This window comes from Streptomyces sp. ISL-66, from assembly GCF_018614135.1.
Lineage (GTDB): Bacteria > Actinomycetota > Actinomycetes > Streptomycetales > Streptomycetaceae > Streptomyces.
This window is the reverse complement of record NZ_JAGGOW010000095.1, coordinates 25404-43653: the sequence shown is the minus strand read 5'-3', so window position 1 is coordinate 43653 and position 18250 is coordinate 25404. Positions and strand designations below refer to the sequence as shown.

General features: G+C 68.7%; 18 protein-coding genes. 2 read left to right on the top strand and 16 right to left on the bottom strand.

From position 1 onward, the window contains the following. Nucleotides 1–6: 6 nt before the first annotated feature. The 6 genes from J7E97_RS18685 to J7E97_RS18660 all read right to left on the bottom strand — a co-directional run bounded on the left by J7E97_RS18685 (nucleotide 7) and on the right by J7E97_RS18660 (nucleotide 4519). Nucleotides 7–660 (bottom strand): hypothetical protein, encoded by a 654-nt coding sequence (locus J7E97_RS18685; protein WP_215028482.1) that lies wholly within the window; start codon nucleotides 658–660, stop codon nucleotides 7–9. Further along, nucleotides 657–1157: a DUF6114 domain-containing protein gene (locus J7E97_RS18680; RefSeq protein ID WP_251054776.1), complete on the bottom strand. Its 501-nt coding sequence runs from the start codon at nucleotides 1155–1157 to the stop codon at nucleotides 657–659. The genes J7E97_RS18685 and J7E97_RS18680 overlap by 4 nt, the downstream gene beginning before the upstream one ends. After that, a complete protein-coding gene (locus J7E97_RS18675; protein WP_308346578.1) occupies nucleotides 1148–1690 on the bottom strand; it encodes a DUF6230 family protein in 543 nt (180 codons plus the stop codon). The genes J7E97_RS18680 and J7E97_RS18675 overlap by 10 nt, the downstream gene beginning before the upstream one ends. 263 nt (nucleotides 1691–1953) lie before the next feature. Then, entirely contained in the window at nucleotides 1954–2718 is a 765-nt protein-coding gene (locus J7E97_RS18670; protein WP_308346577.1) for a MerR family transcriptional regulator, read from the bottom strand. A gap of 64 nt (nucleotides 2719–2782) precedes the next feature. Beyond that, nucleotides 2783–3979: a methyltransferase gene (locus J7E97_RS18665; RefSeq protein WP_215028534.1), complete on the bottom strand. Its 1197-nt coding sequence runs from the start codon at nucleotides 3977–3979 to the stop codon at nucleotides 2783–2785. Nucleotides 3980–4168: 189 nt separating this feature from the next. Beyond that, complete coding sequence (locus J7E97_RS18660) at nucleotides 4169–4519, bottom strand: tetratricopeptide repeat protein (RefSeq protein WP_215028480.1); 351 nt, start codon at nucleotides 4517–4519, stop codon at nucleotides 4169–4171. A 106-nt stretch (nucleotides 4520–4625) separates the two neighbouring features. On the opposite strand from J7E97_RS18660, the gene J7E97_RS18655 reads away from it, so the two are divergent. Then, nucleotides 4626–5591: a pirin family protein gene (locus tag J7E97_RS18655; protein WP_215028478.1), complete on the top strand. Its 966-nt coding sequence runs from the start codon at nucleotides 4626–4628 to the stop codon at nucleotides 5589–5591. Here J7E97_RS18655 and J7E97_RS18650 read toward each other — a convergent pair. The 7 genes from J7E97_RS18650 to J7E97_RS18620 all read right to left on the bottom strand — a co-directional run bounded on the left by J7E97_RS18650 (nucleotide 5519) and on the right by J7E97_RS18620 (nucleotide 14288). Next, nucleotides 5519–6301, bottom strand: coding sequence for a pPIWI_RE module domain-containing protein (locus J7E97_RS18650; protein ID WP_215028476.1), 783 nt, complete (start codon nucleotides 6299–6301; stop codon nucleotides 5519–5521). The genes J7E97_RS18655 and J7E97_RS18650 overlap by 73 nt on opposite strands. Beyond that, complete coding sequence (locus J7E97_RS18645; RefSeq protein WP_215028474.1) at nucleotides 6288–6857, bottom strand: hypothetical protein; 570 nt, start codon at nucleotides 6855–6857, stop codon at nucleotides 6288–6290. Before J7E97_RS18645 ends, J7E97_RS18650 begins: the two co-directional genes overlap by 14 nt. A 370-nt stretch (nucleotides 6858–7227) precedes the next feature. Next, nucleotides 7228–8703: a carboxylesterase/lipase family protein gene (locus tag J7E97_RS18640; protein ID WP_215028472.1), complete on the bottom strand. Its 1476-nt coding sequence runs from the start codon at nucleotides 8701–8703 to the stop codon at nucleotides 7228–7230. Nucleotides 8704–8789: 86 nt separating this feature from the next. Next, nucleotides 8790–10349, bottom strand: coding sequence for an ABC transporter substrate-binding protein (locus J7E97_RS18635; RefSeq protein ID WP_215028470.1), 1560 nt, complete (start codon nucleotides 10347–10349; stop codon nucleotides 8790–8792). Further along, nucleotides 10331–11419 (bottom strand): ABC transporter ATP-binding protein, encoded by a 1089-nt coding sequence (locus J7E97_RS18630; RefSeq protein WP_215028468.1) that lies wholly within the window; start codon nucleotides 11417–11419, stop codon nucleotides 10331–10333. Before J7E97_RS18630 ends, J7E97_RS18635 begins: the two co-directional genes overlap by 19 nt. Further along, on the bottom strand, nucleotides 11416–13344 hold the full coding sequence (locus J7E97_RS18625) for a dipeptide/oligopeptide/nickel ABC transporter permease/ATP-binding protein (RefSeq protein ID WP_251054774.1): 1929 nt from the start codon (nucleotides 13342–13344) through the stop codon (nucleotides 11416–11418). The genes J7E97_RS18630 and J7E97_RS18625 overlap by 4 nt, the downstream gene beginning before the upstream one ends. Next, nucleotides 13341–14288, bottom strand: a complete 948-nt coding sequence (locus J7E97_RS18620; protein WP_285428400.1) for an ABC transporter permease — start codon at nucleotides 14286–14288, stop codon at nucleotides 13341–13343. The genes J7E97_RS18625 and J7E97_RS18620 overlap by 4 nt, the downstream gene beginning before the upstream one ends. 297 nt (nucleotides 14289–14585) lie before the next feature. Between J7E97_RS18620 and J7E97_RS18615 the strand changes: the two genes are divergently transcribed. Next, nucleotides 14586–15278 (top strand): alpha/beta fold hydrolase, encoded by a 693-nt coding sequence (locus J7E97_RS18615; RefSeq protein ID WP_215028467.1) that lies wholly within the window; start codon nucleotides 14586–14588, stop codon nucleotides 15276–15278. A gap of 180 nt (nucleotides 15279–15458) precedes the next feature. Here J7E97_RS18615 and J7E97_RS18610 read toward each other — a convergent pair whose 3' ends face one another. The 3 genes from J7E97_RS18610 to J7E97_RS18600 all read right to left on the bottom strand — a co-directional run bounded on the left by J7E97_RS18610 (nucleotide 15459) and on the right by J7E97_RS18600 (nucleotide 18113). After that, the gene (locus J7E97_RS18610; protein WP_215028465.1) at nucleotides 15459–16298 is read right to left on the bottom strand and encodes a PaaX family transcriptional regulator C-terminal domain-containing protein; all 840 of its coding nucleotides are present in this window, start codon (nucleotides 16296–16298) and stop codon (nucleotides 15459–15461) included. A 118-nt stretch (nucleotides 16299–16416) separates the two neighbouring features. Further along, the gene (locus J7E97_RS18605) at nucleotides 16417–17121 is read right to left on the bottom strand and encodes an Asp/Glu racemase (RefSeq protein ID WP_215028529.1); all 705 of its coding nucleotides are present in this window, start codon (nucleotides 17119–17121) and stop codon (nucleotides 16417–16419) included. 83 nt (nucleotides 17122–17204) lie between these two features. Continuing rightward, complete coding sequence (locus J7E97_RS18600; protein ID WP_215028463.1) at nucleotides 17205–18113, bottom strand: fumarylacetoacetate hydrolase family protein; 909 nt, start codon at nucleotides 18111–18113, stop codon at nucleotides 17205–17207. Between the last annotated feature and the right edge of the window lie 137 nt (nucleotides 18114–18250).

Sequence of the window (18250 nt, the reverse complement as noted above, 5' to 3'; positions counted from 1 at the left end):
GTGCCGTCAGGGACCGACGGTGATCTGCTGCGCCGGGTCGGTGGTGTCGGTGACCTTGTACACGGCGTTGAAGGTGGACGAGGTCGCGCTCGTCGGACAGCCGAAGCCGCCGGTGACCGTGACCGGGACCGAGGCGTTGGTGAAGGTCAGGGTCGACGGGGAGCCGTTCGTCCAGGTCCCGTTGACGGTGGCGGGGCCGGCGGGGGCGGCGGTGACGGTGCAGGTGGCCAGGCCGCTGGTCTGCACGACGAGCCCGCCCGTCGGCAGGCCCATGGTGGCGGTGACCGGCGAGCCGTTCTGCATGGACACCGACCACGCGCCGCTGGTGGTGACCGTGGGGGTCACGCCCCACGTGCTCGAGGTGCAGGAGCCGTATGTGGGCGGCGAGATGGGAGAGGAGACCGGTCCTGCCGGGTTGGTGTTCCCGGGTGCCGCCGGTACCCCGCCGGTGGAGACGGAGACCGTACAAGTCACCGTGACCGAACCGGCCTTGAGGGTGGCCTTCCCGCTGAGGGTGGCCTTGAAGGCGTGCCCGGCCGGGGTGACGGTGGTCGACCCGGCCAGGGGTAAGGGCGCGGCGGTGGCGGAGACGGAGGCGAGGGACAGGGTTCCGGCGGCGGCGGCCGCGGCGAGGGCGAGGGCGGTGCGCGTACGGCTCATGGTGGTGCTCCTTGGGGATCGTGGTGCAGCGGAGGAGCCGGGGTGGGAGCGGGGGTCGACGTGTGGGCCGACGTGTGGGCCGACGAGGGGGCCGACGAGGGGAACGACCCTGATATGGCGACGGGGGTGGAGGTGGGAGCGGAAGTGCGTGAAGCGGCGTACGGCTGCCAGGCGAACATCAGGCCGCCGCCGAGGATGCCGAGCAGGGTGCCGATCAGGAACCCGCCGAGGTTCGACAGGACCAGTGCGGCGGTGGCGATGAGGGTGGTCAGCACGCCGGCCAGACCGCGCTGTGCGGGAGAGAACCACGAGGTGAGACCGAGCACGATCATGAAGATGCCCATCAGGACGGACGGAATCCCCGCCACTCCCTGCTGGAGCATGACCTTCAGGGGCGCGAGCGGCAAGGCGCAGATCTCGGCCCCGGCGAGGATGGCGAACAGGCCGCCCCAGAACGGCCGCCCGCGCCGCCACCGGCGCCAGCGGGTCAGAAGCATTCCTTCTTGCCCTTGCTGATGTTCATGTTCAGCCCGGAGAGCTTGAAGGTGCCCGCGTTGGTGGCCCAGGCCGTCTGGCGCAGGTCGGTGATGCTGACCGTGTCGGCCTGCTGGGCGAACAGGTCCTGCATGCCCACCGCGTCCGTCGGCCCCTTGTCGAGGGTCGAGGCGTCCCGGCCGATCTCGATGTTGGTGAAGACGGCGTCGCCCGAGAGCTGGGTGGCGTCCACGAACAGGTTGCTGGCCTCGACCGGGGCTTTCTGACCCGCTGTGAGGTTGAGCGAGATGTCGCCGATGATCGGGAGGGTGGTGACCACCGACTGGCACAGGCTGTGGAGCTTGGCCTCCCTGATGGCCGTGACCGCCACGGGGATGAGCTCCTCGCGGGCATTGACGTCCACGCTGCCGTACTGAGCGAACCCCTCGCCCTCCAGACTCGTCGCCGACACCTTGAACTGCTGGCCCGATACGGCGAAGGAGGCGGCGAGCGCGCCCTGCGCGAGGGCGATGCCGAGGCCCGCGGTCACGGCCACGGCGGGGACGGTCAGTACGGCGAACCGGCGCCAGCGGACGCGGCCCGGGCCGCCGGCTCTCCCGTCGGTCCCGTCGCCGGGACCGGGCGGTTCGGATGACTCGGATAACTCGGATAACTCGGATAACTTCGGGGAATCTGCCATGAGATCGACCCTTATGTTCGGCTGTGCACCGTTGTTACCGACGAGTTGAATGTAAGAGTGCCAATGAAGCTTGGCAAGGTTGCTCGGGCGTACCTTTTCGGCCGAGTCCTACTGACCGGTTACGCCCCAGGAGTCTGCGTGCGCAACAGCTCGGCGACCTCGGCGTCCACCCGGCGGGCCATCGCGCGCGCGAACTCGGCGGCCACGACCTCGCCCGCCAGCGGACGCAGCGCGGACACCGCCTTCGTGATGTGCCGCAGGCGCGTGGCCGAAAGCTGTTCCAGCCCCGCCGCGCCGATCACGTGCGTCCGGAACAGCGCGACGAACCGGTCCGCGACCGCGGCCGCCTGCGCCTGTACGAAGTCCCCCGCGTCCAGGACCTCCCCGAGCGGCACACCCGCCCGCACCAGCGTCATCGTGGCGTCCAGCAGCCGCCGGCTGCGGTGCGTGACCAGGTCCCCGTCGACCGTGACGTAGCCGAGCTCGGCCGCCCGCCGGGTGTCCTCCGCGGACGCCGTCGGGCCGAACAGCTCGCGCAGTTCGGCCCGTGACATGGTGACCGGATCCTCCTGCTCCCAGTCGCGGGTCATCTCCCGCTCCAGGCCCAGCAGTTGGGAGATCCCACCGCCCTGTTCCCAGGCGGCCAGCAGCTCCGCGATGCCGTTGACGGTGTACCCGCGCCCCAACAGGTCGCTGATCAGTCGCAGTCGGGTGAGGTGGTCTTCGGAGTACCAGGCGATCCGGCCCTCGCGGCGCGGCGGCGGAAGCAGCCCGCGCTCCTGGTAGTAGCGCAAGTTGCGCACCTTGACGCCGGCCGCGAGGGCCACGTCCTCCCGGCGGTAGCGCCCGCCGGAGGTCCCGTCCTGATCCACCTGACTGCTCACGCGGCCGAGTGTAGGACGTACCGGGGGACCTACCGGCGGGTTACCGAAGGGGCGTTCCGGCAGGTCACGCGGGGCGGGGCTGCTCGCGCCGCTTGACCGCCCGCAGGACCACGAACTTCGGCTCGCTCGCGGCCACTTCGCTGTTGCCGAAGAGGCGGCGCAGGTGGGTGTGGTAGCCCATGTGGCGGTTGGCGACCACCCACAGCTCGCCGCCCGGCCGCAGCACCTTGCGCGACTGCGCGAACATGCGCAGCGCCGTGGCGTCGGTCGTCGCCTGGTGCGAGTGGAACGGCGGGTTGCACAGCACCAGGTCCACGGAGCCCGGCGGCAGCATCGCGACGCCGTCCCCGACGAGGAACTCGGCGCGGTCCAGCCGTCCTTGGATGTTGGCGCGGTACGTGGCCTCGGCCGAGGCGACCGCCTGGTACGACTCGTCGGTGAAGACGACCTCGGCATCCGGGTCGGCCACCGCGACGGCCGTGCCGACGATGCCGTTGCCGCAGCCCAGATCGACGACCCGGGCCCCGTCGGTGTTCGTCGGGATGTTCTGGAGGAAGAAGCGGGTGCCGACGTCGAGGCGGTCCGCGCAGAAGATCCCGGCGTGGTTGACCACGGTCAGGCCGGATCCCGATCCCGCGTCCTGGTCCACCGTGTACGTCACCGGCCACGGCCCGGAGGTCTTGGGGTGGGTCGCGCCGGGGTTCCCGGGCGTGCAGAAGATGAGCCGGGCCTTCTTCTCCGCGAGCGAGGTCTTGGTCGGGCCGAGGATCTTCTCGAAGACCCGCAGGGTGGAGGTGTGGATCTCCTTCACCATGCCCGTACCGACGACGACCGTGCCGGCGTGCACGTGCGGGGCCAGCTGGTACAGCTGGTCCTCTAGCAGCGCCAGGCTCTTGGGGACGCGTACCAGCAGCACGTCGATCCGCTCGGGCGGCGGATCCTGGGTCGTCAGCAGCGTCACCGTGCTCTTGGCGGTGCCGATGCCGTTGCGGTCCAGGTTCGCGGCGGTGGCGGAACGGGTCAGGGAGGAGTCGGTGATCTGCGTGGGGTGGTGGGCGGCCAGCGCCGTCGTCAGCGCCCCCCAGCGGTCCCCGATCACGGTGATCTGCCCGGCGCCGGCCAGATCCACCGGGCCGCGTTCGCCCGTACCGGATTCGAGATGGCGGAGCAGGTACTCGTCGGCGGCGTCCCATGCGCGGAGCCGGTCGCGCGGGTCCTCGGGGAAGCGGGCGAGCTCGTAGGAGCCGAAGGGCGTGGTCAGACGGTTCATATTGACCCCAGGCTAACCGAGCGGCCGCCCCGGTCCCGCATGGGCGGGGCCGGGGGAGTGGCCGGGGGTGCGGCGGGCGGTGCGGCGGGGGGCTGCGGCTGGGCCGGCGGCGGGCCCCATGGCGGGCTCGCGGCGCGGCTCACAGCCCTGCTCCGGCCGCTGCCGGTACCCCGTTCCGGCCTACTCCGGGAACTCCCCGGACAGCGCGGCAGCCATCCGCAGGTGCCGCGCCGCCTCGGCGGCGCGGCCCTGACGCTCCAGGGTCCGACCGAGCATCAGCTGGGCGTAGTCCTCCACGGGCCACTGCTCCAGGATGGCGCGCAGCTCGTGCTCGGCCCGGGAGAGCTGGGCGGAGTGGTAGTAGGCGCGGGCCAGCAGCAGCCGGGGGGCCAGTTGCTCGGGGGCCTCGGCGGTCACGGTGAGCAGGACCCGGGCGGCCTTCGTGTACTCCTTCGCGTCGAAGAAGAGCACGCCCCGGTCCCAGCGTTCGGCCGCGGTCCCGTGCTCCAGGTAGCCCTGCTGCTCGTTCATCGGATCCCTTCCGCCGTTCAGGTGCTGTGTCCGCCTGCTCCAACACGATGAACCGGACGTACATTCCACTGACCGTGGCGCCGCCGACGGGACTAAGTTGTGCGGTATGAGCAATCTCGATCGCCAGCCCGCTCTCGCCACCTGCGGCGGCCGTGGTTTCGTCGTAGCCGAGCCCGTGCGCGAGCTCCTGAGCCCGCGCGCCGTCAAGCTCGGCGAATCCACCGAGGTACGCCGACTCCTGCCGAACCTGGGCCGCCGCATGGTCGGTGCCTGGTGCTTCGTCGACCACTACGGCCCGGACGACATCGCCGACGAGCCTGGCATGGCGGTGGCCCCCCACCCCCACTCCGGCCTTCAGACCGTGAGCTGGCTCCACGAGGGCGAGGTGCTGCACCGCGACAGCGTCGGCAGCCTGGCGACGATCCGCCCGCGCGAGCTCGGCCTCATGACCTCCGGCCTCGGCATCAGCCACTCCGAGGAGAGCCCGCGCCCCCACGCCCGCTTCCTGCACGGGGCGCAGCTGTGGGTGGCCCTCCCGGACGCGCACCGCGACGTGGCCCCGCACTTCCAGCACCACGCGGAGCTCCCGCAGGTCACCGCCCCCGGCCTGACGGCGACCGTCATCCTGGGCACCTTGGACACGGCGACCTCGCCCGGTACGGCGTACAGCCCCATCGTCGGCGCGGACCTGGCCCTGGCGGCGGGCACCGAGACCCGCCTCCCGCTGGACCCGGACTTCGAGTACGCCGTCCTGTCGATGTCGGGCGAAGCCCACGTGGACGGCGTCCCGGTCCTCCCGGGCTCGATGCTCTACCTCGGCTGCGGCCGCACGGACCTCCCCCTGCGCGCTCTCTCCGACGCGGGCCTGATGCTGCTGGGCGGGGAGCCGTTCGAGGAGGAGATCGTGATGTTCTGGAACTGGATCGGACGGTCCCAAGAGGACATCGCGGGCTTCCGCGAAGACTGGATGAACGGCACCCGCTACGGCGAGGTCAAGGGCTACGACGGCGCTCCGATTCCGGCCCCGGAACTTCCGCCAACTCGCTTGAAGCCCAGGGGAAGGACGCGCTGACCTGTACTGGCTTTGGGGGCCAGCCAGGCGGACCGAGCACCGCGGAGTGTGTGGCTGAGCCGCGAAGTGGTTGGGAAGAGCGTTCTCGTCCTTGTCGGTCGGGCAGCCTGCCAGGTGCTCTGCCAGAGGTGTTCTGCCTCCCATGCCAGCAGGTTGTTCTCGGTGTCGGCCCGCAGGGAGATCTTGCATCCGTCGACCTCCAGGGGGGTGCCGGCGAGCTTCTGGGTGAGATTCCAGTTGGCCGCATCAAACACCCAGCCTTTCGCGTCCACGCAAGTGTCGCCCCGGCGGATGTGGTCCCACAGGGCGACCTGCTCGGGCTGGACCGAAGAGATCAGGTCGGCTAGCTCACTGGGGTAGTTGAGTGTGATGTCCTCGCGCGGTGTGAGCAGGAGTGCCTGTTCCCACAGTGCGATCACGTTGCGCAGATGGTTGGCGTCGAGTTCCCGGGAGAGGGCGAGGTAGCGCGGCGGGTTCTCCTTGCTCGGCGGATGCAGGGACGCGCTTGTGTGGCCGCTTGCCCGTAGGACGGTCAGGAGTCCGGCATACGGCAGGTTCACCTTGGAACCGGTGGTGCCGTAGTACCGATCGCGCAGAGCGAACCAGGCGCCGTCGACCTTTTCCGGCAAGCGGTAGAGCCATGCGGTGCCCACAGAGTTCTGGTCGAGGGGGCACGTGAGGAGGGCCAGTCGTGATTCAGGGGTGCTCATGAGGGACTCCCGGTGGTGGGGGCGGGCAGGAGGGTGACAGGACCGGGCAGCGGATCACGGCCGTGGGCGAGGTCCAGCCAGGCGGTGAGGTGGATCCGTAGATGCGACGGAGTATCTGCTGCTGCCCGGGTTCGAGGGAGGTGTAGTACGTCCTCAGGAGGCCAGGGAAGTCGCATCCCAGGCTTAGATTGAAGAAGGCGTGGTCAACGAGGTACAGCTCGACCGGCGTGCCGCCTCGGCGGGCGCGGCCGGCGAGCTGGATGAGTTCGACGAGGATTCCCGCCAGGACCTCGGCCTTGAGGAAGCGAGGCATGCGCGAGAAGCGGGGATCGGTGCGAAGCAGGAGATCCTTGCGCTTGTGTGCTTCGCGGCGTTTGGCTTGGAGCATGGCGGCGGGGTCGGGGCCGGGAACTCCGACCGAGGTGCCTTGCGCGTTGATGCTGGCGTAGAAGACGGATGGCGAGTGGACGTGGGTCACTGGGCGTACTCCCACCCAGACCGAGGCGAGCGCAGAGAGGTCCGTCCCGGGCACGAGGATGTTCAGTCCACGGGACACCAGGCTCAGGGGTGCGCACACGACCTTTACCCGAGGATGAGTGCGAGGCAGATCCTCGAGTTCATCGATGGTCACCTGCACGACTTCGGGCGGTAGGGCAGGGCTGTTCGGCGGTGTCTGTCCCTTCTTGCGTACGCCGACGGCGACCCACTCGGGGTGCCTGCATGCCGCAGCGATACCGAAGGCGAACCCCCAGGCGTGGCTGTACGAATTGCCGGCCAGGAGGGCGAGCTCTCGCTGGGGGTCATTCCTGGCGAGTTTCTCCAGATGCTCCGCGAGATGTTCGTGCCACAGGCGCTCGGCCAGGCGGCGGACCTCGCCAGGCCTGAGGTGTTCTTCGATGCCGCCGATCGAGACGGGGACGCAGTGTCTACAGCCGGCGTACGGGGCGCAGCGGATCGGCGACCGGACGGGAGTCCTCGTCGAAGGTCATGGCCCAGTGAGCGTCTGCGTCGAACCGATTCCAGTCAGGGTGGGGGCTACCTCCTCGCGCGAAGGCTGCCCAGGCACAGCTCATAGTGTGAGCCAGTTCCGCTGGCGGTTCGAGGCCCGTGAACTTGTGAACACCAGGCTGGTCGAGGTTGTCGAAAATGAAGGGGAGCTCCAATGAGTGGCAGGCGCCCAGGTCGCCGTTCCTTGCGCTGGAGCGCCAGGTGAACAGGTAGAGCCACACATCGGGGGTGATGGACGCGTGTGCCTCGGCGAGTCGGGCGGCTGGCGCTCTGAACATCTGCTCCCCGATCAAGGCGGCAAACAGTCCCGAGGGGCTCGCGTCTTGTCCCGTCACCTGGAACGCTTCACGGGCTGCGATGGGGTCGGGATAGGCGGCGTCGAAGAGGGCGGACAGTGAATCCTCGTCCATCGTCGGCGCCCCCGGTCCGATGAGGAACAGACGCCCTTCCTCAAGGTTGGTACCCAGGAGAAGCGGGATGCGCGCGCCGGCGCCATTGCGGATTGCTTCGAGCGGGACCCTTGGCAACACCGAGCCGTCGACGACGGGGGCGAAGGGCAGCCCCAGGCCGTCGCCACGGGTACGCATTGCCTCGCTCACGCCCTGCTGCGCGTTCAGGAGGTCTACCGCCGGGACGTCGAGGAGTGCGCCAGCTGCCTCTTCCGGTATGGACAACGCTGCGAGCATCTGTCGCGTCACGTCTGTGGCACGCTCCGTCGTATGCGCATACTCGGCGCTTCCGCTCTGGGCGATGGCCTTCTGGAATAGCCCGGCCGCGGACGGCATGGTCATGAGTGACGCAACACTCATCGCCCCAGCCGACTGACCGAAGAGAGTGACGTTGGCCGGGTCTCCGCCGAAGGCCGCGATGTTGTCGCGGACCCAGTCCAGAGCGGCGACCTGGTCGAGAAGACCGACGTTCCCAGACTCCGCATACTGGCTGCCCAGCAGGTCTTTGAGATAGAGGAACCCCAGAGCGCCGAGACGGTAGTTGAGGGTGACGACAACCACGTCGTGGTGTCGTGCGAGACGGCTTCCATCGAAGACGGAGTCCCGCCCGGAGCCGGTGAGGAACGCCCCGCCGTGCAGCCACACCATGACGGGCCGGACCGGACCGTGGGGGCCCTGGGTCCAGATGTTGAGGGTGAGGCAGGACGCCTCGTCGGTCGGAAACGCCGGCTGGCCGAACATCCCCTCCAGCAGGACGTCGCGCGGTTGGACAGCGGCGGGGCCGTAGTGTGTTGCGGGACGTACCGCCGCCCAAGGCTCTGGCGGAGAGGGTGGCCGAAAGCGCAGCGGCCCGACCGGGGGCGCGGCGAACGGGATGCCTTTGAAGGAGCTGACGCCCTCACTGGTGGTGCCCTCCACGGGGCCGTGCGCCGTTCGAATGATCACTTGGGCTTCCTCGCCGTGGACGCGGACGGCGTGCCGGAGTTGGCTCCGGCACGCCGTTGGGAGACGGATACAGATGTGGGTTGGGCCTACTTGGGTGCCACGGCCCAGGCGAGGTCGGGAAGGTAGCTGGGCGCGGTTTCGAATCCGGTCAGCTTCTTGCTGTTGAAGGCGTACAGCCCGTCCATGCGCATGACGGAGACGTACCATGCCTGGTCGACTGTGTAGCGCATGGCGTCCTGGTAGAGGGCCGGCTGCTTGTCCGGTTCGGCGGCCGCGGCGGCGGCGAGCATGTCGGTGAGCTTGGGGTCGGAGCTGGCGAAGGGGTTGAAGGCGGTGGGATGCGGCAGCATCCAGTCCAGGGACAGCGCGTAGCTGGTTGCGCCGCCGTAGCCGAAGCCGAGGGCGGGGTACTTCTTGGAGGTGGCGTTGGTCAGCCACTGGCCGATGCTGGTGTCGGTGGTGACGTCGGCGGTGACACCGATGTTCTTCCACTGCTGAACGACGGCCTGGGTGACGAGGTCGATGCCGAAGAATCCCTGCGTCTCGACCTTCAAGGAGAATCCGTTGGGGTATCCGGCTTCGGCCAGGAGTCGCTTGGCCTTGGCGGGGTCGTAGGTGTAGTGGCTGTCGTAGTCGGCGGCGAATCCGTCCAGGCCGGGGAGGGAGATCTGGCTGGTGGAGTGACCGTACTTCTGGACCACTGCCTTGGTGATGGCGTCGCGGTCGACGGCGTAGTTGAGTGCCTGCCGGACTCGTACGTCCGCGAGCGGTTTGGCCAGGGTTCCGTCCCGGTCGGCGAGGTTGACACCGAGGAACACGTTGGGCGAACCGACCACGTCGAGCCCGCCGGACTTCGCTGTGTCGACCTGGTTGGCGGTGACGGCCATCGCGTCGGCTTGGCCGGTCTTGACGGCCTGAAGACCTGAGTTCGGGTTGGATACGACCTTGATGACCACCTTCTTCCAGTGGATCTTCGCCTTGTCCCAGTAGTGGGGGTTGGGCTTGTACGTGTAGTGATCACCGGAAGCGGTGTTCGCGGTGTCCAAGACGTACGGGCCGGCGCCGAAGGACTCGGTACCCATCTGCTTCGGTTCGGCCAGGCCCTTGGGGCTGATCACCGAACCGATCATGAGCAGCTGGGTCAGGAGCTGGGGCAGCATGGGGTTCGGGCTGGAGCAGTGGATCCGTACGGTGAGGGGGCCGGTTGCCGTGACCGATTCGATTGCCGAGGTCCAGGAGACGTTGAGGCCGTTCTTCCGGCTGTAGTCCAGTGAGGCCGCTACCGCCTGGGCATCCAGAGGGGTGCCGTCGGCGAATTTCAGGCCGCCGCGCAGCGTGAACTCGAAGTCCTTGTTGCCGGTGCCGACGTAGCCGAACTGTGTGGCCAGTCCCGGGCCGGCCTTGCCGTCCTTGCCCTGGCGAAGGACGGTGTCGTAGGTGAGGTTGACGAACCAGTTGTCGGAGCCCACGTTCGCCTTGGCGGGGTCGAGGCTCGCGGGCGGGCTGAGGGACACGACGGTGAGCGTGTCGCCCTGGCCGCCGGACGCGCCGGCCGAGGTGCCCGACCCGGATCCGGTGCACGCCGTGGCAGAGGCGGCGAGTACCGCCAGTGTCGCGAGGCCACTGGTTATTCGCTTGCTGAACATGGCGCTTCCTTACCTGTGGGGCCCACGGCCGTGGGCTGATCGTCGAGCGGCTGGTTCTTCCGGGTGTCGGTCGGCGGGTGGAGCTCTGCGGATCGGTGGCAGGCCACGAGGCGCTGCGCGGGGCTCGTGTCCGCGCTTGGGCTCGTGGTCAGGGGCAGGAGGAGTGGCCGCTCTCGGCGACACGTGTCGATGGCGAGCGGGCAACGGTGGGCGAAGGCGCATCCATCCCATGCGGGCGCGCCCGTGGAGGGAGCTGCGGTGCGGGCCGTCCGGCGGGCGCGCTGGGCGCGCGGGTCGGGTTCGGGTACGGCTTCGAGGAGGGCGTGGGTGTAGGGGTGTACGGGATCGGCGTACAGCGCGGGCGCGGGCCCGGATTCCATGACCTGTCCGCGGTAGAGGACGACGATGCGGTGCGAGAGGTGACGAACGACCGGAAGGTCGTGGGCGATGAAGAGGTAGCTGAGGGCGAGTTCGCGTTGCAGCTCGGCCAGCAGGTTCATGACCTGGGCCTGGATGGACAGGTCCAGGGCGCTGACCGGTTCGTCGCAGATGACCAGGCTGGGGTGGAGCATGAGGGCGCGGGCGATGGCGATGCGCTGTCGTTGCCCGCCGGAGAACTGGCCGGGGTATCGGTCGGCGGTGTCGGCGGGCATGCCGACCCGTTCCAGCATGTCGGCGATGTGGATCGCGGTTTCCCGGTGATCGAGCCTTTGATGGACCAGCAGGGGCTCGGCCAGGGTCTGGCCGATCGTCCGAGCGGGGTTAAGGGAGGAGTACGGGTCCTGGAAGACGACTTGTAGGCGTGCGCTGAGCTCCCGTCGGCTGCGTGGCCGGGCGCGCGTGATGTCGGTGCCCTCGAATTGGATCTGACCCGCGTGGACGGGGGTGAGTCCTAGGACGGCGCGGCCGATGGTGGATTTACCTGATCCGGATTCGCCGACGAGGCCGACCGTCTCTCCTTGGGCGATGCTCAGGGAGACACCGTCGACGGCGCGCAGAGGTGGGAGGCGGCGGCCCTGATGGAATTCGACTGTCAGGTCCCGGATATCCAGGATGGGCGGACTGCTCATGAGTGGACGCCTTCCGGGAGGAGCCGATGGGAGTGGATGCACCGGGTGAGCCGGTCCGGCGTCGGCTGGGTGAGGGCGATCGGCTCGCTGGTGCACGCGTCGGTGGCCAGAGTGCAGCGGGCAGCGAAGCGGCATCCGCAGGGCCAGTCGCGCGGCGCGGGGACGGTGCCCGGGATGGTCGGGAGGGCTTCTCCGTCGCCTGCCAGGTGGGGGTTGGCGGCGAGGAGTCCAGCGGTGTAGGGGTGGAAGGGCTGGGTGAACATGGCCTCGACGTCCGCCTGTTCCACGATCTGGCCGGCGTACATCACCACCGCGCGGTGGCACAGGTCGGCAACCACTCCCCAGTCGTGGGTGACGATCAGGACCGCCATGGAGGTCTCCGCCTGGAGCTTGCGCAGGAGCGTGAGGATCTCGGCCTGCACGGTCACATCCAGCGCGGTGGTCGGCTCGTCCGCGATCAGCAGCTTCGGATCACCGGCGAGGGCCAGGGCGATCGCGACGCGCTGCGCCATGCCCCCGGAAAGCTGGTGCGGGTAGCGCTTGGCGACGGCCGGCGGGTCCGGGATGTTGACCAATGTCAGCAGCTCTACCACTCGGTCGCGCGCGGCACGGCCATTGCAACGGTGGTGGCGCCTGACGGCCTCGGCGAGCTGGTGCCCCACGGTGTAAGTGGGATCGAGGGCGACCATGGGTTCCTGAGATACGTACGCGATCCCGGACCCGCGGACCTCCGTGAGGGCCGCGGGCGTACCCGCGAGATCGGTGCCGTCGAATACCACGTGGCCGCCGGTGATCCTGCCGCCTCCGGGTATGAGGCCGAGGATGCCCAGTGAGGTGACCGACTTGCCACAACCCGACTCGCCCACCACGCCCAGCGTTTCGCCCGCGCGGACGTCGAAACTCACGTTCTGGACGACGGGCGTTCCGGCGATCTCGATCGACAAGTTTCGAACGGACAGCAGCGCCCTGGGGTCAGGGTCGTCGGCGTCCTCGGTGGTGACGGGCTCGCCGACCGTCCGCACCGGGCGCGAATGGCGGGGGCCGGCCATCTTGGAGACCGACCAACGCTCGATGGCCGCGTCGCGGATCGTGTCGCCGAGTATTCCGAGAGCCAGGACAGTGATAACCAACGGGACACCAGCGGGGACGAGCATCCACGGAGCCCGGTCGATGGCCTGCGAGGCGTCGGCCACCAGACCGCCCCATGAGGGATGGGGCGGCTGTGCGCCCAGTCCCAGGAAGCCGAGTCCCGCCTGGATGATGACGACGATCGCGGCGAAGAGCGCCGCCTGGACGATCACCATGCTGGTTAGGCGAGGAAGGATGTGCCGCCGCAGAGTCTGAGCGCGTGTCAGGCCGGCGACTTTGGCCGCGGCGACGTACAGCTCCTCGCGGACGCTGAGAGTTTGCGACCTCAGAACGCGGATCATGCCCGGACTGCCGAGGATGGCGAAAGTGACCATCGCGGCGTGCAGATTGCCGGGGAAGAGGGACAGTACGACGAGGACGATGATGATGCCTGGCAGCGCGAACAACAGGTCCGCAGTTCGGGTGGTGAGCCAGTCCACCCAGCCACCGAGAAATCCCGACGCGAGTCCCAAGGTCACTCCGATGAGCAGGTAGACGGCAAGCGCCTCGGCCACGGCCAACAGCGTGGAGCGGCCGCCGAACAGAAGCCGGCTCAATAGATCGCGGCCCAGGTTGTCGGTGCCCAGCCAATGGTTCGCCGACGGTCCCGCAAGGACACGGCTCAGATCCTGATCGAGCGGGCCGTGCGGGGCGAGCACAGACGCCCCGATGGTGGCGAGGGTCAGCAGCGCGAGCCAGCCCGCAGAGACCGCGCCCGCCGGTCGCCGCAGTACACGTCGCGCAAGGCCCGGCCCTGTGGAGGCGTTGACTGCCGCTGCTCTCTTCGGCATGTTCATGAAGTACGCACCCTGGGATCGAGTTGGCGGTAGGCAAGGTCGACCAGCAGGTTGACGAGCACGACCAGCACGGTGATGTAGAGCACGGCTCCCTGGATGACGGGGATGTCGTGCTGGAGGGTCGCCTGCTGGGTCAGGAGTCCGAGCCCGGGCATCGCGAACACGGTCTCCACGAACACCGCGGTGGCCAGAAGGCTGATCAGGACCACGCCCACAACCGTCACCACCGGGAGGGCGGCGTTGCGCAGCACGTGGCGGTACAGGATCGAGCGTTGCGAGAAGCCGTTGGCCTGCATCACCTTGATGAAGTCCCGGCCGAGGGTGTCCAGTACCGAGTCCCTGGTCTGCTTGGCGATCACGGCCACCGTGCCCAGTGACAGAGAGGCCACGGGCAGCACCAGCGAGCGCGCCCACTGAGCGGGATCCTCGGAGAGAGGCACGTACCCGGTGACCGGGAACCAGCGCAGCTTCACGGACAAGATCGCGATCAGTACGAGTGCGAACCAGAAGGCCGGAACCGCGAGGCCGACGAGGGAGAGAGCGTCCACGATCTTGACGAGGAAGCCGCCTCGCCGAGCGGTGAGTACCCCCAGTGACACCCCCAGGATCCCGGACACCGCGGTGCCGGCGACGATGAGGGAGAGCGAGACGGGCAGCCGCGCGTTCAGCACTGCCGTCACCGCTTCCCCGCTGAACAGGGAGGATCCGAGGTCGCCGTGCAGAGCGCGGACCATCCAGTCCCAGTACTGCACCGTCAGCGGCTCATCGAGGCCCAACTGCGCTCTCACAGCGTCGTATTGGCCGACCGTGGCGTGCTGGCCGACGATCGTGCGGGCCGGGTCGCCGGGGACCAGGGACACCAGCACGAAGGTGAGGGCGGAAACGAGGAACAACAGTGGAGCAGACGACAGCAGCCGTCTTGCCACCAACCGGAAAATTGCCATGCTCACCTCATAGGGAGTGTGGTGCAACTGGTCGGTCGTCCAGGGCTTCAGAGCCTGCGCCTGACAGGCGGCAGGGGCGTGCGGGTGGGGCCGGGTGCTGTGGACAACGAGGTCTATCCGCCAACGGGGTACGTCGCCCGAGAGCGGCCCCTGTGTACCCGGCCCGCCACCAGCCTTCAATCGACCGGTGAGCGGGGCGGCGTCGCTTCGCGGCTTTTCGCTCCCACCTCTTGCCCTGCCGCGATGGTTTCAGGACACTTGATTACACGTGTTAGCGGGATCCGTCCAGGGGGAAGCATGAAACTCCACGTTCACGAGCGAGGAGCGGGCGACAAGGTCGCCCTGCTGATACACGGGGGGATGGCGGATCATCGCACTTGGCACGCGGTGGAGGGCCGGCTCGTGGAACGCGGCTATCACGTGGTGGCACCTGATCTGCGGGGCCATGGCGCCAGCGATCGGGGGGAGTACCGGCCGGAACTTCTTGCGGACGACCTTGCCGAGAGCCTTCCGGCGGGGGCAGACCTCGCGATCGGTCACTCCCTCGGTGGCCTGGCGCTGGCCCTGGCGGTAGAGCGGCTGAGGCCGCAGCGTGTCGTGTACAGCGACCCGGGCTTCCGTCTCGGCGCTCTGCCTCCGCGGGCGCTCGAGTTCATGCGCGCCATGGTTGACCAGGCCACACGCGAAACGGTCCAGGTGTCGAACCCTCGCTGGTCGGCGGCGGATGCGGCAGCGGAGGTCGCCGGGTTCGCCTTGTTCGACCGGCGCTTCCTGGACAGCGTTGCGCGGTTTGACGGGGATTACCTGCCCGAAAGCCCGACTGTCCCGTCGCTGGTGCAGCTCGCCGATCCCAGCCTGACCATCGACGACCCGGCCGCGGCCCTGCTGCGCGAGCGCGGCTTCGATCTCGCGGTGGTTCCCGGCGCCGGGCACTGCATCCACCGGGACGACCTGGAAGGCTTCATGGGTTCGATGAAGGCCTGGCTGTAGAGGCGGGCGCGGGGAGCCGACCGCCGCACGAACGGCCGCAAACTCGGCTGCCGTTGTAACGCCGTTCCCGGCTCTGCCCCCGCGCAGCCGGTGTCTGGCGCCCCCGTCGAAGTGGAGCGCGTTCATTGCGGTTACTCGTGGCAACCGAAAAATAGGCCGCCCATATCCGTCTAGAAAAGGTCAGGGCCCAGCGAGCTGATCCTGCAGCCCTGTGACCTTCTGGACGTGGAGCCTGCTCGGTTCGGCGAGCACGTCGTGCAGCTTCTGGAAGACGAGGCGTGCCGTGACCGCGTTCCAGTCGGCGGGAAGCAGTTCGGTGGGCAGTCCGGGGTCGAGGTAGGGCAGACGGCGCCACTGGGTCAGCATCGGCACGTAACTGCGGAACGCTTCAGAAGTGTCGACTTCCCCGGGCTGGGAGAGCCGCTCGGCAATAGGGGCGTAGGTATCGACGAAGGCCGCGTACTGTGTCTGAATTGCCGGAAAGTCCCACCAGGAGCTGACATTGGTCCGCAGGTCGGTGAAGGCGGCGTAGTCGGCGGCGAAGAGGTGGACGTAGTCGCTGAGTTCCAGGCGTTCGAGCATGCCGCGTGCGTCGTCGAGGAGCCGGCCGGGCGCCAGCCACACGCCTGGGGCGATGTTCCCGAAGCCGAGCCACGTCAGTCGGGTGCGCAGTTGGTAGCGGTAGGAGCGCTCGGACTCGGGCACGGAGAATACGGCCATCGCCCATCCGTCGCTGAGCGAGGCCGGTTCGAGGCTGTTGAAGATGCGCCTGTCGCCCTCGTCGAAGACGGCATGGACCGCCGGACTGAGCACGTAACCGGTTGCGCCGCGCCGCTCCGGCACCAGGACGCCGCGCTTCTTCAGCCGGGACATCGCCGAGCGGACTGCCGGCCCCTCGACGTCCAGTTCGGACATCAAAGTGATCAAGTCGGCAATGGAGATCCAGCCGCCGAGGCGTCGCAGGAATGCCCCATAAATCGTGTTGATCAACGAGCTGGGCCTAGGGGTGCTGTCCGACATGATCGCCTTCCGTGGGATGCGATCGCGATCCTATCGAGCCTGGTGGGCGGTGCACCGCCCGGGTGGCCCAGGGCTACGGGATTACGGTCCGCGCGGCTCCTCCCTGCACGAGCGGTGCTTACGCGTAGGCGCCGGACAGCAGGTGGCCGGCTCCGGGTGCGACCGCCGGAAGATCGAGGGCGCGGAGCATCTGGTGGGCGGTGCAGACCGCCGCGGAGACGACGGGCTTGCCCAGGAGCTGTTCTGCTTCGTCGATGGCGCCGAGAGAGGGCATCTGGACGCAGGCGGAGAGTACGACGGCGTCGGCGTCGCTGTGGTCCAGAGCGCGGGCGAGGCCCGGCAGCCGGGCCGGGTCGTGTGCGGCGACGTCGAGGTTGTTGGGGATCTCCAGGGCGGTGTAGTCGAGGACTTCGATGCCTTCGGCGGTGAGGTAGTCCACGACGGTTCGGGTGAGCGGACGCATGTAGGGGGCGATCAGTACGATCTTCTTCGCGCCGAGAGTGCCGAGGCCGTGTACCAGGGCTCCTGCGCTGGTGACGACGGGGGCGGGTGCACCGTTCTCCACGGTTCGCTCGTGCAGGCGGGCCTCGGAGGTGCGGTGGTACCCCAGGCCCATGCTCATGATCGCTACGAGGCAGGCGTAGCCGAGGACGTCGACGTGGGCGTCGGAGAGTTCCACGGCGCAGCGGTCGGAGTCGGCGTCCATGGCCTTGAGCTGTTCGGGGGTGACGTGGGTCATGCGCATGCGGCTGGAGTGGAAGGTGAAGCGTTCCGGCGCGATGGCCTCGCGGGCGCGCAGGATGGCCGGGACTTCGGTTTCCATGGTGACGTTGGAGCTCGGCACGATCTGGCCGATGCGGTAGGTACGGTGCGACACGGAGGGGTCCTTCGTCAGGGGTGTGGTGGTCAGCGGGCGTCGATGACGGGGTTGGCCAGCGTGCCGATGCCCTCGACGGTGGCTTCGACCGTATCGCCGGGGTTGAGGAACTCCGGCGGAACCATGCCGGCACCAACACCGGACGGGGAACCCGTGGCGATGACGTCGCCCGGCTCCAGCGTCACGCCCGAGGAGATGTCGGCGATGAGGCGGGCGATGGGGAAGAGCATGTGACGGGTGTTGGACTTCTGCTTGGTGACGCCGTTGACGCGCAGCGAGAGGTCGAGTGCCATGGGGTCGGTGATCTCGTCGGCCGTGACGACGGCGGGACCGAAGGGGGCGTAGGAGTCCTGGCCCTTGGAGAAGAACCACTGGCCGGAGCGGCGCTGATCGCGGGCGCTGATGTCGTTGACGATGCTGTAGCCGAAGATGTGGTCGTACGCCTCTTCCTCGCTGACGCGGAAGGCGGTGCGGCCGATGACGACGGCGAGCTCGCATTCCCAGTCGAGCTGGGTGGTCAGGTCGGCGTTGTGCAGGATCGGCTGCCCGGGGCCGGTGACGGCGGTGGCGGGCTTGCTGAAGAGAACCGGCCTGGGGGGAAGTTCCTTGTCGGTGTCGAGGCTGCGGCTGGATTCGGCGACGTGCTCCACGTAGTTCAGCCCCACCCCGATGATCTTGCCGGGGCGCAGCGGGGCGCGCAGCGACACCTCGCTGATCCTGCGGACTGCCTCGGTCGGCCATCCGGTGGGGTCGTCCGCCAGGAGGTGCTGCGCTGCTTCCCGGGCGGGGTCGCCGGCCTGAATGAACGACAGGAGGTCGAGGGGGAGTTCGACGTCGGCTCGTTCGGCCAGGACGGCGAGGTCGACGATGTGCTCGTCGTCGACCTGGGCGCCGAGCAGGTGCGGTCCGTCGTTGAGGGTGTAGGTCACCAGTCGCATCGGTGCTCCTTGCGGGTGTGATGGAAATCTTCGGAGGTTGGGGTGGCCACAGGGCTCAGGGGCTCGGCGACCACCCCGTTCCAGAGGCGGCGCGGGGTGGAACCGCCGCTGGTGTGATGCGGCGCCGTACCGGTTGC

Coding starts and splice junctions, on each gene's coding strand:
- J7E97_RS18685 (WP_215028482.1), bottom strand. CDS start 660: ATGAGCCGTACGCGCACCGCCCTCGCCCTCGCCGCGGCCGCCGCCGCC.
- J7E97_RS18680 (WP_251054776.1), bottom strand. CDS start 1,157: ATGCTTCTGACCCGCTGGCGCCGGTGGCGGCGCGGGCGGCCGTTCTGG.
- J7E97_RS18660 (WP_215028480.1), bottom strand. CDS start 4,519: ATGAACGAGCAGCAGGGCTACCTGGAGCACGGGACCGCGGCCGAACGC.
- J7E97_RS18655 (WP_215028478.1), top strand. CDS start 4,626: ATGAGCAATCTCGATCGCCAGCCCGCTCTCGCCACCTGCGGCGGCCGT.
- J7E97_RS18650 (WP_215028476.1), bottom strand. CDS start 6,301: ATGAGCACCCCTGAATCACGACTGGCCCTCCTCACGTGCCCCCTCGAC.
- J7E97_RS18635 (WP_215028470.1), bottom strand. CDS start 10,349: ATGTTCAGCAAGCGAATAACCAGTGGCCTCGCGACACTGGCGGTACTC.
- J7E97_RS18630 (WP_215028468.1), bottom strand. CDS start 11,419: ATGAGCAGTCCGCCCATCCTGGATATCCGGGACCTGACAGTCGAATTC.
- J7E97_RS18625 (WP_251054774.1), bottom strand. CDS start 13,344: ATGAACATGCCGAAGAGAGCAGCGGCAGTCAACGCCTCCACAGGGCCG.
- J7E97_RS18620 (WP_285428400.1), bottom strand. CDS start 14,288: ATGGCAATTTTCCGGTTGGTGGCAAGACGGCTGCTGTCGTCTGCTCCA.
- J7E97_RS18615 (WP_215028467.1), top strand. CDS start 14,586: ATGAAACTCCACGTTCACGAGCGAGGAGCGGGCGACAAGGTCGCCCTG.
- J7E97_RS18610 (WP_215028465.1), bottom strand. CDS start 16,298: ATGTCGGACAGCACCCCTAGGCCCAGCTCGTTGATCAACACGATTTAT.
- J7E97_RS18605 (WP_215028529.1), bottom strand. CDS start 17,121: ATGGAAACCGAAGTCCCGGCCATCCTGCGCGCCCGCGAGGCCATCGCG.
- J7E97_RS18600 (WP_215028463.1), bottom strand. CDS start 18,113: ATGCGACTGGTGACCTACACCCTCAACGACGGACCGCACCTGCTCGGC.